The sequence below is a fragment of the Roseivivax halodurans JCM 10272 genome, assembly GCF_000521785.1.
GTDB lineage: Bacteria > Pseudomonadota > Alphaproteobacteria > Rhodobacterales > Rhodobacteraceae > Roseivivax > Roseivivax halodurans.
Genome location: NZ_JALZ01000001.1, coordinates 168,006 through 181,501 on the forward strand (window position 1 = coordinate 168,006; position 13,496 = coordinate 181,501).

Sequence of the window (13,496 nt, forward strand, 5' to 3'; positions counted from 1 at the left end):
GGTGAGCCCATTGCACCTGCCTCTGGGGCATGGCCAAGTCGCTGAATGAGCTTCGCGTCCAGACTGACCCGCCTCCCGCGCCCCTTTGACGAGGACAAGGCCACCGACACTGCGGCGCACGCGCCTTGGGCCACGGGCGACACCGCGAGCCTGCTCCGCGGTGCCGGAGGCACGAGCCCGCACCTTCACGCGCTGATCGGCAAGGAGGCGGGCTGGCTCGAGGGCGCGCTCGACGCACCCGATGACGCTCTGCCGGCGCTCTTCGCCGAGCTGCGTGAAGGAGCCCCGGACACCCGCAACGACGATCTGCGCCGGGCCAAGAGGCGGGTCGCGCTCCTGATCGGCCTCTGCGACGTGGGCGGGGTCTGGAGCCTCGAAGAGGTGACCGGGGCTCTCACCGACTTCGCGGATCTCGCGGTGCAGCTGGCGATGGAGGAAGCGGTCGGACGCGAAATCCGGCGCGGCAAGCTGCCCGGGGCGAGTGAGGACGACATCGCCGATGCTGGCGGCATGGTCGCGCTTGCGATGGGCAAGATGGGCGCGGGCGAGCTCAATTATTCCTCGGACATCGACCTCATCTGCCTCTTCGACGAGGAGCGCTTCGAGGCGGACGATTTCCACGAGGCGCGGTCCTCCCTGACGCGGGCGACGCGGCGGATGTGCGCGTCGCTCAGCGATCTCACCGGCGAGGGTTATGTCTTCCGGACCGACCTGCGCCTGCGCCCCGATCCGGCAGTGACACCCGTCTGCATGGGGATGGAAGCGGCAGAGCGGTATTACGAAAGCCTCGGCCGAACCTGGGAGCGTGCGGCCTACATCAAGGCGCGACCGGCCGCGGGCGACAGGCAGGCCGGTGCGCGGTTCTTGCAAACGCTGACGCCGTTCGTCTGGCGGCGGCATCTCGACTTCGCCGCCATCAAGGACGCGCACGACATGCGCCTGAGGATCCGGGCGCACAAGGGGCTCGGCGGGCCGATCACGCTCCCGGGGCACGACATGAAGCTCGGGCGCGGTGGCATTCGCGAGATCGAGTTCTTCACGCAGACGCGGCAGATCATCGCCGGCGGGCGCGATCCCGACCTGCGGGTGCGCGGCACGGTGGACGGGCTCGCCGTTCTCGCCGAAAAGGAGTGGGTGCCGGGAGACGTCGCGCAAAGGCTGACAGAAGCCTACCGCGCGCACCGTGAGGTGGAGCACCGGGTCCAGATGATGCGCGATGCGCAGACCCACGAGCTGCCCAGCTCCGAAGACGAGATGGAGCGGCTCGCCTGCCTGATGGGCCGCGACCGGCAGGAGCTCGAGCACGAATTGAAAGACCGGCTGCAGGACGTGCACGAGATGATGGAGGATTTCTTTGCGCGCGAAGGGGGCGGCAAGGAGGATCCGGCCGAGGAGGACGGCTTCGGCGACGAGATTACCGCGCGCTGGCCGGCCTATCCCGCGCTGCGGTCGCAGCGCGCGGTCGAGATCTTCGAGCGGCTGCGTCCCGACATCCTCGCGCGGTTGCGGGAGGCGGCGAAACCCGAGGAGGCACTGCTGGCATTCGACGGGTTTCTCGCGGGGTTGCCGGCGGGCGTGCAGGTCTTTTCCCTCTTCGAGGCGAACCCGCAGCTCATCGACCTGCTGGTCGACATCGTCTCGGTCTCGCCCGATCTCGGTCGCTACCTCTCGCGCAATGCCGGTGTCCTCGACGCGGTGATCGGGGGCGACTTCTTCGATCCGTGGCCTGGCCCTGAGGCGCTCGTCGAGGCGCTCGGCGAGGTGCTGGAGCGGGAGCACGATTACGAGCGCCGGCTCGATGCGGCGCGGCGATGGTGCAAGGAATGGCATTTCCGCGCGGGGGTGCATCTCCTGCGCGGCATGACCACGCCGGGGGACGCGGCGCGGCAATATGCGGATGTGGCGGAGGCGACGCTCGCGGCGCTCTGGCCGGTCGTGGTCGAGGAATTCTCGGCCAAGCACGGCGATCCACCGGGGCGCGGGGCGGCGGTGCTCGGCATGGGCAGCCTCGGCTCGGGGCGGCTGCACGCCCGCTCGGACCTCGACATCATCGTCATCTACGATCCCGCCGGAGTGGACACCTCGGACGGGCGCAAGCCGCTGTCGGCGCGGGCGTATTACTCGCGGCTGACGCAGGCGCTGGTCACGGCGATGACGGCACCGATGGCAGAGGGACGTCTCTACGAGGTCGACATGCGCCTCAGGCCCTCTGGCAATCAGGGGCCCGTTGCGACCTCGCTGGCCGCGTTCCGCGACTACCAGGCGCGGGAGGCCTGGACCTGGGAGCATCTGGCGCTGACCCGTGCCCGCCCCGTCGCGGGTAGCGCCGAGATCGGCGCGGATGTCGAGGAGGTGCGGCGCGAGGTGCTGGCGGGCGAGAAGGACCGCGACAGGATCCTCGCCGAGATCGCCGACATGCGTGCGAGGATCGAGGCCGCGAAGGGACGTGGTGCGCTCTGGGACCCGAAAGTCGGGCGCGGCCGGATGCAGGAGGTTGAACTGATGGCGCAGGCGGGGGCTCTGCTGGCTGGCGCGGATGTCCGGGACGTGCAAGGCGGCGTTGCCGCGGCGACGGAGTGCGGGTGGCTGGAGGCGAAAGATGCCGATACGCTGACCGCGACTTACGACGCGCTGCAGGCGCTTCAGGTCGGCACGCGGCTCATCAGCGAAGAGCCGGTCGATCCCGATGATCTCGGGCAGGGGGCGGCGGCCTTCCTGCTTCGTCTGATGGGAGAGGAGAGCATGGAGGCGCTCGGCGCGCGCATCGCGGACGAAACCGAAGCGACCGGGAGCGCCATAGATCGGGCGCTGGAGGGGGCGGGGTGATGCGTGGCGATCCGGCCGATCCGAGGGGCGTGATCCGCGAAGCCTACCGGATGGAAGGTATCGGTCCCGAGGATTGCCGGTCGATTTTCCTCGACTGGGCCCTGGCGCTGCCGGCTGGCACGGACACGGTGCCGCTCATCCGCGACCTTCTGCAGCGCCACGGCGCCGAGGGGCATCCGATGACAGAGATCCTGCGCGAGGGGCTGGCGCGGGTCGAGCCCCGCCGCCGCGGCGGCGCCAAGGGGCGGCGCGAGGGCCAGTAGCCGCGTCTCGTCGACGGGGGATCAGCCGAGCTGCGATGCTTCCCTGGCGAGTGCGCTGATGCCATCCCAGTCGCCCGAGGCGACCTTGTCCTTCGGAGCCACCCAACTGCCGCCGACGCACAGCGTGTTGGAAAGGCTGAGGTAATCGTTCGCGTTTTTCAGCGAGACGCCGCCTGTCGGGCAGAACCGCACCTGCGGCAGCGGCGATCCGATCGCCTTCAGCGCGGGGGCCCCGCCATTCGCCTCGGCCGGGAAGAACTTCTGGACGGTGTAGCCCCGTTCGAGCAGCGCCATGACCTCGGACGAAGTGGCAGCACCCGGCAGCATCGGCAGGCCCGCTTCCTCGGCGGCGTCGAGCAGCCGGTCGGTCGCGCCGGGCGACACGCCGAAGGTCGCACCGGCGTCGACCGCATCCTGCACGTCCTTCGGCGTCAGCAAGGTTCCCGCGCCGACCTTGCCGCCCTCGACCTGCGCCATCTCGCGGATCACGTCGAGCGCCGCGGGCGTACGGAGCGTGACCTCGAGGACCGGCAGACCGCCTGCCACCAGCGCCTCGGCGAGCGGGCGGGCCTGGGCGGTGTCGTCCACCACGAGTACCGGGATCACGGGGGCGAGGCGGCAGAGCGCCTCGGTCTGCTGGCTGGCGTCGCTGGGGGTCATGTCAGGTCCTCGTATCGCGTGGGCCAGAGGGGTGGGAGCCTCCGGCGGGAGTATTTTCGCCAAGAAGAAGAGGCAAGGTCAGACGACGACGGCGGCGCCGTTGGACGATAGGCCCACGTTCTTGCGGAACACCTCGAAGATCTCGCGGCCGACGCCGTGCCCGTTGTCGGTGAGGTCCGCCGTGACGGCCTCGCGGCTGTCGAAATCCTCGGCGAGGCAGTCGATCGTGCCGGTCGTCGCATCGACCCTGACAATGTCGCCGTCCCGGACCCTGGCGAGGGGACCGCCCTTGGCCGCCTCGGGCGAAATATGGATTGCGGACGGCACCTTGCCGGAGGCGCCCGACATGCGACCGTCGGTGACAAGCGCCACCTTGAGGCCGCGGTCCTGCAGCACGGCGAGCGTCGGCGTCAGCGAATGCAGCTCGGGCATGCCGTTCGCGGTCGGGCCCTGGAAGCGGACGACGACCACGGTGTCCTCGGTGAACTCGCCGGCCTTGAACGCGTCCTTGACCTGCTGCTGGTCCTGGAAGACGCGGGCCTTCGCCTCGATCACGTGGCGCGAGGGATCGACGGCGGAGGTCTTCATCATGCCGCGACCGAGATTTCCGTCAAGCTGCTGGAGGCCGCCAGTGGGCTGGAACGGATCGGAGGCCGGGCGCAGGATCTTGTCGTTCTGCGTCTCTCCCGCGCCGGGGACGTAGGCGACGCGGCCGTTCTCGAGCCGCGGCTCCTGCCGGTAGAGCGAGAGGCCGTCGCCGGCGATGGTGCGCACGTCCTCGTGCAGGAGGCCCGCATCGAGGAGCTCTCCGATCATGTAGGAGAGCCCGCCCGCGGCGTGGAAATGGTTCACGTCGGCAAGACCGTTCGGGTAGACCTTGGCCATCAAGGGAACGACGTCCGAGATCTCGTCGAAATCCTCGAGGCTTAGCTGGACGCCCGCGGCGCGCGCCATGGCCGGAAGGTGCAGGACGAGGTTGGTCGAGCCGCCCGTCGCCATCAGCCCGACGATGCCGTTCACGAAGGCCTTCTCGTCGAGCACGTCGCAGACCGGCGTGTAATCGTTGCCGAGCGCGGTGATCTCGACCGCGCGCTCGGTGCCGGCGACGGTGAGCGCCTCGCGCAGGGGCGTGTTCGGGTTGACGAAGGAGGCGCCGGGGAGGTGCAGGCCCATGAATTCCATCAGCATCTGGTTGGAATTCGCTGTGCCGTAGAAGGTGCAGGTGCCGGGGCCGTGATAGCTCTCCATCTCGGCCTTCATGAGCTCGTCGCGGCCCACTTCCCCGGCGGCAAACCTTTGACGGACCTTGGCTTTTTCGTCGTTCGGCAGTCCGCTCGTCATCGGGCCGGCGGGCAGGAAGATGCCGGGGATGTAGCCGAAGGTCGCCGCGGCGATGACGAGGCCGGGCACGATCTTGTCGCAGACGCCGAGATAGAGCGCGGAGTCGAAGGTGTTGTGCGAGAGGGCAACGCCCGCGGCGAGCGCGATCACGTCGCGGGAGAAGAGCGAGAGCTCCATGCCGACCTGGCCTTGGGTGACGCCGTCGCACATGGCGGGCACGCCGCCCGCGACCTGGGCCGTCGCGCCGCTCGCCCGGGCGGCTTCGCGGATCACGTCCGGAAAGCGCTCGAAGGGTTGGTGCGCGGAGAGCATGTCGTTGTAAGCAGTGACAATTCCGACATTCGGCGCGCGCGAGCCGGCAAGGGAGTCCTTGTCCTCGCCCATCGCGGCGTAGGCGTGGGCCTGGTTGCCGCAGGAGAGATGCGCGCGGCGCGGGCCCTCTTCGGCGGCGCGGCGCATGCGGTCGAGATAGATGCCGCGGCTCTCTTCGGAGCGGGCGCGGATGCGGTCGGTGACTTTCTCGATGGTGGCGTTCAGGGTCATGGGCGGGGCTCCTTGTCCCTACATGCCTGCAACCGGCGACGGGGGCGGACACGAAAGATGGCTCTCATTCTGTAGCCTTCACATAAGTCAGTTAGCGCTATCAGTAAAGCGGGTCCGAGCGGGGAACCCGGTGCCGCGCGGCCCGGAGTTTCGTACCGATGTTGAGAAATCCGCGTCGTTTCGTACGCATCTCCGCGCATTCCGGCCGGGCTTGACCGATTTTTCGGCCCGGGCCCCGAAAGCGGGGGCGTTTGGCGGTCGAGGCGGCTTTCCTCCGCCCCGGCGGGTCACTATGAGGGCGCCATGACCGAGAGCCCAGATGCCCCCGAACCCGCCGCCGACGCGCCCGCAGACCTGCCGGTGGTGCGGCTCAAGCCCAAGGCCAATGCCCGCGCGATCCGGCGGGGGTTCCCGTGGGTCTTTGCCGACGAGCTGGTGACCGACCGGCGCACGAAGGCGCTGGAACCGGGCACGATCGCGATGCTCGAGGATGCCGAGCGCAAGACGCTCGGGCGGGTCGCGGTCAATCCGAAGTCGAAGATCATCGCGCGGATGATCGACACGGGCGGGCGCGGCATTCCCGATCACGCGTGGTTCGTGGCCCGGCTGAAGCGGGCGCTCGACCTGCGCGAGCGGCTCTACGATGCGCCGTTCTACCGGCTGGTCCATGCCGAGGCGGACGGGCTGCCGGGGGTGGTGATCGACCGGTTCGGCGACGTGGCGGTGATCCAGCCGAACGCGGCCTGGGCCGACGTTCTGATCGAGCCGCTGGCCGAGGCGCTGGCGGAGGTCACGGGCGTGACCACGATCCTCAAGAATGCCGGGGGGCGCGGGCGGTCGCTCGAGGGGCTCGATGCCGAGGACATGGCGCTGCGCGGCGCGGCGCCGGATGCGCCGTTGCGCGTGGAGATGAACGGCGCGACCTACATGGCGGATCTCACCGGCGGGCAGAAGACGGGGCTCTTCTACGACCAGCGGGAGAACCAGGGGTTTGCCGCGCGGTTCGCGCGGGGGCAGGACGTGCTCGACGTCTTTTCCCATGTGGGCGGCTTTGCGCTGGCGGCGCTGGCGAACGGGGCGGCGTCGGCGCTGTCGGTGGACGGCTCGGCCCCGGCGCTCGATCTCGCGCGGCAGGGGGCCGAAGCGAGCGGCGTGGCCGACAGGTTCGACACGCGGCAGGGCGATGCCTTCGACGTTTTGGCCGAGCTCGGTGAGGAGAAGCGGCGCTTCGGTCTGATCGTCTGCGACCCGCCTGCCTTTGCGCCCGCGAAGCCGGCGCTCGAAGCGGGGCTCCGGGCCTATGAGCGGGTGGCGAAGATGTCGGCGCCGCTGGTGAGCCCCGGGGGGATCCTCGTGCTCTGCTCGTGCTCGCATGCGGCGGACCTTGCCGCATTCCAGGGCGCGAGCCTGCGCGGGATCGGGCGGGCCGGGCGCCGCGCGCAGCTGCTCTATACGGGGCAGGCGGGGCCGGATCATCCGCTGCTGCCGCAGCTGGCCGAATCGGGCTACCTCAAGGCGCTCGTTTTCCGCCTGTGAAGGTCCTGATCGACACGAACGTGCTCTACCCGACGGTGATGCGCGAGGTGGTGCTGGGCGTCGCCGCGACCGGTGCGTTCACCCCGCTCTGGTCCGCGCGCATCCTCGAGGAATGGGCGCGGGCGGCGCGCAAGCTCGGGCCCGGGGGCGAGGCGCAGGCACGGGCCGAGATCGCGGAGCTGCGCGAGGCCTGGCCGCAGGCCGAGGTGACGTGGCCCGAGAGCCTGGCCAAACGGCTCTGGCTGCCCGATCCGAACGACGTGCACGTGCTCGCCGCGGCCATCGCGGGCTCGGCGGACGTGATCGTGACGGTGAACGCCAAGGATTTCCCGCGCGGCACGCTCGCCGAGGAAGGGCTGTCGCGCGCCGATCCCGACAGCTTTCTGCTGGGGCATTTTCAGGCGTCTCCGGAGATCGTGAAGTTGGCCGCGGAGAACGTTCTGGCCGAGGCGCGGCGGCTTTCGGGCGAGGAGTGGCAGATGCGGCCGCTTCTGAAGAAGGCGCGGCTGCCGCGGCTCGCCAAGGCGCTGGACCCGGGTGACCTTGCCGCCCCGGCGGGGCGCTGCTAGCACCCATATCCGATAGAATTGATCGGGCAACGCACGAGGCAAGAAGCAGGTGAGCGCCGAGACCCCCCGGCTGGATATCCGCCACATCACCAAACGCTTCGAGGGCAAGACCGTCGTCGACGACGTGTCGCTGTCGATCCTGCCGGGTTACGTCACCTGCCTGCTGGGGCCCTCGGGCTGCGGCAAGTCGACGACGCTGCGGATGATCGCGGGCGTCGAGGTGCAAGACAGCGGCACGATCCACGTGGACGGCAACCTCGTCTGCGACACCGTGTTCCGGGTGCCGCCGGAGCGGCGGTCGATCGGGCTCATGTTCCAGGACTTCGCTCTCTTTCCGCATCTGTCGGTGGCGGCGAACGTGGCCTTCGGGCTGACCGGGTCGAAGGCCGAGCAGGAGGCGCGGGTGCGGCAGCTTCTGTCGCGGGTCGGGCTCGAGAGCTACATGAATGCCTGGCCGCACGAGCTGTCGGGCGGGGAGCAGCAGCGGGTGGCGCTGGCGCGGGCGCTGGCGCCGAAACCGCGGATCATGCTGATGGACGAGCCCTTCTCGGGCCTCGACAACCGCCTCCGTGACGGCATCCGGGACGAGACGCTGGCGCTTCTGAAGGAAGAGGGCACGAGCGTCCTTCTGGTCACGCACGAGCCCGAGGAGGCGATGCGCATGGCCGACGAGATCGCGCTGATGCGCGACGGGCGGATCGTGCAGCTCGGGGCGCCCTACAACGTCTACAACGCGCCGGTGGACAAGGCGGCGGTGGCGTTCTTCAGCGATATCAACATTCTGAGCGGCGTAGTTCAGGGCGCTCTGGTCGACACGCCGTTCGGGCAGTTCCTCGCGCCCGGCCATGCGGACGGCACGCGGGTCGAGATCGTGTTCCGGCCGCAGCATGTCTCGATCGACTTCGACCGCAACGGGCGGGGCCCGAACCCGACGCCGATGGCGGGCACGCCGGCGCGGGGCGTGGTGGAGCGGGCGCGGTTCATGGGGTCCGAAAGCCTCGTCGAGTTCCGGATGGATCACGACCGCGAGGTGCTGCGGGCGACGGTGCCCAACGTGTTCCTGCCGAAGGTCGGCACGCCGATGTGGCTGACGGTGCGGCGCGACCGCTGTTTCGTCTATCCCTCCGAGGGTTAGCCCTCGCGCTTGCGGTAATCCGAGAGGCGCTTGCCGGGCTCGTCCACGAAGAGGCCGGGCAGGTTGCTGAGGCTGCGCACCCGGTCGATGCGGAACGTGGCGAAATCGCCCGTGCCCTCGTCCCAGGCGATCGCCGTCCAGACGCGCCCCCAGTAATCGACATGCAGCGGGCGGATGTCGCGGGGTTTGTCCTCGCCATGAAGCGTGATGCGGAGCTTCTGGCGAGCCCGGATCGCCTTGCGGATGCCCGGCATGTGGCGGAAACCCTCGGCGGCCTCGGCGAAGGGGTAGGTGGCGAAACCGAAGCGCTCGGCCGCCATTCCGGTATCCTCGGGCAGGACCGCCTCGACCTTGCGCGAGAGGGTGAGGGCGGCCTCGGCCATCTCCTCCATGCCACTGGCGCCGACGGCGGCGAGGCCGAGATGCAGCGCCTCGAGCTCGGCCTCGGTGAGATTGAGCGGCGGCAGGGTCAGCGCGGCGCGGGCGGTGTAGCCATGGCCGCGCTCGCCCTCGACCGGAACGCCCGAGGCGGCAAGCACCTCCATGTCGCGGTAGATCGTGCGCAGCGAGACGCCGAGCTCGCGGGCGAGATCCTCGGCGCGGTGCAGGCTGCCGTCCTTGAGAAGGCGCAGGAGCGCGTAGAGCCGGTCGGTCCGTTTCATCGCAGCGATTCGCATGTGGCTTGGCGGGGGTCGGGGGGCAATACTGACAGAAAGCTGACAACTGACAACATGGTGACACGACGCACGCGAATTTAACCTCCACGAGGCACGATTTCGCCCTGCTCCCCGCTTTCCGGAGGGCGCCGGAACCTATAGAAATCGGGGTGGATTTTGCGGGTGGCCCGACCCCTCCGCCCGCCTTCGGAGGACTGATACATGCTCAACAACATCGGCCTGCCGGGCCTTCTGCTCATCGCCGTCGTGGTGCTCGTGCTCTTCGGGCGCGGCAAGATCTCGGGCCTGATGGGCGAGGTCGGCAAGGGCATCACCGCCTTCAAGCGCGGCGTGTCGGACGGCCAGAAGGAGCTCGACGACGACGAGAAGGCAGAGAGCGCCCGCGACGTGACGCCCGAGGAAAAGAAAGACAACGCCTAAATGCTGGACCTGGGCTTTGCCGAGCTTCTGGTCATCGGGATCGTGGCGCTGATCGTCGTCGGCCCGAAGGACCTGCCGGTGCTGTTCCGCAATGTCGGCCGCTTCGTCGGCAAGGCGAAGGGCATGGCCCGCGAGTTCTCCCGCGCCATGAACGACGCGGCGGACGAGTCGGGAATTCGCGACGCCGCCAAGACCTTCAAGTCGGCGACCAATCCGATGGCCTCGGCGATGGACGGCGTGAAGGATGCGGCGCGCTCGATGAAGGACGCGACGCGGTTCGACGATCTGGAACTCGACGATCACGAGGACCCGGGCCTGGACCGCAAGAAGACCAAGGCGCCCGACCCGCAGGCCGAGGCCAAGCGGCGCAAGATCGAGGCCGCGAGCGCCCGCGCGGCGGCGGAACGCAAGCGCCGCGAGGCGGACGACGCCGCACGCAAGGCGGACGAGATGGAAGCCTCGCTGGGCTCTGACGACAAGGACAATTCATGAGCGTCCGCGACGACGACGAGATCGAGGACAGCTCCGCGCCCCTCATCGAGCATCTGGCGGAGCTGCGCACGCGGCTGATCCATGCGGTGGTGGCCTTCATCATCGGCATGGTGATCTGCTTCACCGTGGCGACGCCGATCTTCAACTTCCTGACCGATCCGCTCTGCCAGGTGCTGGCGGACCGGGGGCAGGATTGCGACCTGATCTTCATCTCGCCGCAGGAAGGCTTCTTCGTTGCGGTGAAGGTGTCGCTCTTGGGCGGCTTCATGCTGGCCTTTCCCTACATCGCCAACCAGCTGTGGCGGTTCGTGGCGCCGGGGCTCTACAAGTCCGAGAAGGGGGCCTTCCTGCCCTTCCTCGTGGCCTCGCCGTTCATGTTCATCCTCGGCGCGGCGTTCGCCTTCTACGTCGTCACGCCGCTGGCCTACGACTTCTTCCTCGGCTTCCAGCAATTCGGGTCGAGCGGCGAGGCGGTGGTCGGCGACGGGGTCCGGCAGGGGCTGTCGGTCGTCTTTCAGGGTTCGGCGCAGGAATACCTCAACCTCACCATCAAGTTCATCGTGGCCTTCGGGCTCTGCTTCCAGCTGCCGGTGCTGCTGACGCTGATGGGCAAGGCGGGCATCGTGTCCGCCAAGGGCCTCGGGGACGTGCGCAAATACGCGGTGGTGGGCATTCTGGTGCTCGCCGCGCTGGTGACGCCGCCCGACGTGATCACGCAGATGATCCTCTTCGTGGTGGTCTACGGCCTTTACGAGATCTCGATCTTCCTGGTGGCCCGCGTTGAGCGCAAACGCATCGAGGAGCTGAAGGCGCAGGGCGTCTGGTTCGAGGATGACGACGAGAACGGCACCTCGTGACGGACGAGACGCTCGACCGCATCGCGGAGGCGCTCGAGCGCCTCGCGCCCGCCCCGCTGGCCGCCCCGGATTTCGGGGCGGCCGACGCGTTCGTCTGGCACACCGCGCCCGACCGGCTGGAGCCGGTGCCGCAGGTGAACCGGGTGCCGCTCGACCTGCTGCTCGGCATCGAGCGGACGAAGGCGACGCTTCTTGACAACACGCTGCGCTTTGCCCGCGGGTTGCCCGCGAACAACGCCCTGCTCTGGGGCTCGCGCGGCATGGGAAAGTCGAGCGTGGTCAAGGCGGTGCATGCCGAGGTTCTGGCAGCGGGCGAAGAGCTGAAACTCGTCGAGCTGCTGCGCGAGGACCTACCGTCGGTGGGCCGGCTTCTGCATCACCTGAGGGCCGCGCCGCAGCGGATCCTGCTCTTCTGCGACGATCTGTCATTCGGGCATGACGACCAGCATTACAAGAGCCTCAAGGCGGTGCTGGACGGCGGCGTCGAGGGGCGGCCCGAGAACGTGCTCTTCTACGCAACGTCGAACCGCAGGCATCTGATGCCGAGGGACATGATCGAGAACGAGCGCTCGTCCGCGATCAATCCGTCGGAGGCGGTCGAGGAGAAGGTGTCGCTGTCGGACCGGTTCGGCCTGTGGCTCGGCTTTCATCCCTGCAGCCAGGACGAATATCTCGACATGATCCGGGGTTATTGCGCGGCCTACGGCGTGACCGTGGACGAGGCGCAGCTGCACGCGGAGGCGATCGAGTGGTCGGCGACGCGCGGCGCGCGGTCGGGCCGGGTCGCGTGGCAGTTCTTCACCGATCTCGCGGGGCGTCAGGGCGTGCGGATCTGACAGGCCCGCCGATCCCGGAGATCAGGCTTGGCTAGCGAGGGGCGCATTCCGGTGAGGAATGCGCCCCTTTCGCGTCACTGGAGATAGGTCATCGGATCGACGGATTCGAAGCCGGCGCGGACCTCGAAATGCATGCGCGCGGGATCGCCCGGGCGCACGGTGCCGATGGTCTGGCCGCGGCTCACGCTGTCGCCCTTCGAGACGCCCTGCACGTCGATATGGGTGTAGACGGTGAGGAGGTCTCCGGCGTGTTTCACCACAAGGATCGGGATGTCGTCGGTGTTCGTGGTGATCGCGGCGACGGTCCCGGAGGACGCGGCCTTGACCGGTGTGCCCGCGGCGGCGGCGATGTCGATGCCGTCGTTCCGGCCTTTTGCGTACTCGCGGATGATGCTGCCCTGGACCGGCATCAGGAACTCTGCGTCCGAGCGGCTGACTTCGGTGGTCTCGCCGACGTCGGGCGCGGGGGCGTCCGGCGGCGGTGCGGCGGCGGTCCGCGTCTGGGTCGTGGCCGCGGGTTCGGGCTCTTCCTCCGGCAAGGGGGTCTGCGCGGAGGGCGGCGTCGGCGTCGGGGAGCCGCGGCCGGGTTCGGTCACGCTCGGCTCGCTCGCCCGCGCCGCGGTCTGGGTGTCGGCGACGGGGATCAGGAGGTACTGTCCCTCGCGCAGGGTGAAGTTCTGGTCGAGGCCGTTCCATTCGGCGAGCGCCCGCGGCGTGACGTCGTAGAGACGGGCGATGGTGTAGGCGGTCTCGCCGCGCTCGACCTGGTGCCGGATCGGCTCGGCCCCGGCAGGAGCGGTCTGCGGCGCGCTCCGGGCGGTCTGCTGCGGCTGAGGGGCGCTGTCGATGGCGTTGCCGGCGAGGGTGGTGATGTCCACCTGACCCGAGGATTGCAGCGGCGCGGTGCCGGTCTGGGCCTGCCCGGGCCGGGGCGCCGGTTCGGAGACGCGGCGGGGCAGGGCGACGATCTCGCCCGCGCGAAGGGGGTCGCCGGTCTGAACGCCGTTGTAGCTGGCGAGCTCCTCGGCCGGCAGGCCGACGCGGCTCGCGACCTGGGCGATGGTGTCGTCCCGGCGGGCGACCGCGACCTGGTAGGTCGGGTAGGAGATCGCGCCGCGGGCATCGGGTTCGGGCCGGGAGGCGGAGGCGTCGACCGCCGCGGCGGAGGTGTCGACGGGCCCCCCGAGCTTGCCGCGCATGTCGAGGTCCATCGGCCCCGAACAGGCGGCGATCGCGGCCGTGGCGCTGAGCGCGGCGGCGCGGGCTGCAAGTCGGAAACGGCGTGTCTCGGTCATCTCGATGTCCTCGGATGCGCCCCTTGTCGCCGGGGCGTCATGAAAG

General features: G+C 69.3%; 13 protein-coding genes. 9 read left to right on the forward strand and 4 right to left on the reverse strand.

What is annotated here, in order from left to right; genetic code table 11:
* The first annotated feature begins 45 nt into the window (after positions 1 to 45).
* Positions 46 to 2,826, forward strand: a complete 2,781-nt coding sequence (locus OCH239_RS00825) for a [protein-PII] uridylyltransferase family protein (RefSeq protein WP_037257210.1) — start codon at positions 46 to 48, stop codon at positions 2,824 to 2,826.
* A complete protein-coding gene (locus tag OCH239_RS00830) occupies positions 2,826 to 3,089 on the forward strand; it encodes a hypothetical protein (RefSeq protein WP_037257213.1) in 264 nt (87 codons plus the stop codon). The genes OCH239_RS00825 and OCH239_RS00830 overlap by 1 nt, the downstream gene beginning before the upstream one ends.
* Before the next feature lie 21 nt (positions 3,090 to 3,110).
* On the opposite strand, the gene OCH239_RS00835 is transcribed toward OCH239_RS00830, so the two are convergent.
* Together OCH239_RS00835 and edd are read right to left on the reverse strand one after the other, a co-directional pair.
* Positions 3,111 to 3,749, reverse strand: coding sequence for a bifunctional 4-hydroxy-2-oxoglutarate aldolase/2-dehydro-3-deoxy-phosphogluconate aldolase (locus OCH239_RS00835; RefSeq protein ID WP_037257216.1), 639 nt, complete (start codon positions 3,747 to 3,749; stop codon positions 3,111 to 3,113).
* 78 nt (positions 3,750 to 3,827) lie between these two features.
* The gene (gene edd, locus OCH239_RS00840; RefSeq protein WP_037257219.1) at positions 3,828 to 5,633 is read right to left on the reverse strand and encodes a phosphogluconate dehydratase; all 1,806 of its coding nucleotides are present in this window, start codon (positions 5,631 to 5,633) and stop codon (positions 3,828 to 3,830) included.
* A 303-nt stretch (positions 5,634 to 5,936) separates the two neighbouring features.
* On the opposite strand from edd, the gene OCH239_RS00845 reads away from it, so the two are divergent.
* The 3 genes from OCH239_RS00845 to OCH239_RS00855 are packed head-to-tail and all read left to right on the forward strand — an operon-like array spanning position 5,937 to position 8,873.
* On the forward strand, positions 5,937 to 7,169 hold the full coding sequence (locus OCH239_RS00845; RefSeq protein ID WP_037257222.1) for an RSP_2647 family RNA methyltransferase: 1,233 nt from the start codon (positions 5,937 to 5,939) through the stop codon (positions 7,167 to 7,169).
* Positions 7,166 to 7,738, forward strand: a complete 573-nt coding sequence (locus OCH239_RS00850) for an RSP_2648 family PIN domain-containing protein (RefSeq protein ID WP_037257226.1) — start codon at positions 7,166 to 7,168, stop codon at positions 7,736 to 7,738. Before OCH239_RS00845 ends, OCH239_RS00850 begins: the two co-directional genes overlap by 4 nt.
* 49 nt (positions 7,739 to 7,787) lie before the next feature.
* On the forward strand, positions 7,788 to 8,873 hold the full coding sequence (locus tag OCH239_RS00855; protein WP_037257229.1) for an ABC transporter ATP-binding protein: 1,086 nt from the start codon (positions 7,788 to 7,790) through the stop codon (positions 8,871 to 8,873).
* On the opposite strand, the gene OCH239_RS00860 is transcribed toward OCH239_RS00855, so the two are convergent.
* Positions 8,870 to 9,535: a helix-turn-helix transcriptional regulator gene (locus OCH239_RS00860; RefSeq protein ID WP_037257231.1), complete on the reverse strand. Its 666-nt coding sequence runs from the start codon at positions 9,533 to 9,535 to the stop codon at positions 8,870 to 8,872. The genes OCH239_RS00855 and OCH239_RS00860 overlap by 4 nt on opposite strands.
* Positions 9,536 to 9,751: 216 nt before the next feature.
* Between OCH239_RS00860 and OCH239_RS00865 the strand changes: the two genes are divergently transcribed.
* Genes OCH239_RS00865 through OCH239_RS00880 form a run of 4 tightly spaced genes read left to right on the forward strand, consistent with a single transcriptional unit; the run spans position 9,752 to position 12,155 of the window.
* Positions 9,752 to 9,970, forward strand: a complete 219-nt coding sequence (locus tag OCH239_RS00865) for a twin-arginine translocase TatA/TatE family subunit (RefSeq protein WP_037257233.1) — start codon at positions 9,752 to 9,754, stop codon at positions 9,968 to 9,970.
* On the forward strand, positions 9,971 to 10,462 hold the full coding sequence (gene tatB, locus OCH239_RS00870) for a Sec-independent protein translocase protein TatB (RefSeq protein WP_037257235.1): 492 nt from the start codon (positions 9,971 to 9,973) through the stop codon (positions 10,460 to 10,462).
* Positions 10,459 to 11,319, forward strand: a complete 861-nt coding sequence (gene tatC / locus OCH239_RS00875) for a twin-arginine translocase subunit TatC (protein WP_037257238.1) — start codon at positions 10,459 to 10,461, stop codon at positions 11,317 to 11,319. The genes tatB and tatC overlap by 4 nt, the downstream gene beginning before the upstream one ends.
* Entirely contained in the window at positions 11,316 to 12,155 is an 840-nt protein-coding gene (locus tag OCH239_RS00880) for an ATP-binding protein (protein ID WP_037257240.1), read from the forward strand. Before tatC ends, OCH239_RS00880 begins: the two co-directional genes overlap by 4 nt.
* A 74-nt stretch (positions 12,156 to 12,229) precedes the next feature.
* Here the strand turns inward: OCH239_RS00880 and OCH239_RS00885 are convergent, their stop codons facing one another.
* On the reverse strand, positions 12,230 to 13,450 hold the full coding sequence (locus OCH239_RS00885) for a peptidoglycan DD-metalloendopeptidase family protein (RefSeq protein ID WP_037257242.1): 1,221 nt from the start codon (positions 13,448 to 13,450) through the stop codon (positions 12,230 to 12,232).
* Between the last annotated feature and the right edge of the window lie 46 nt (positions 13,451 to 13,496).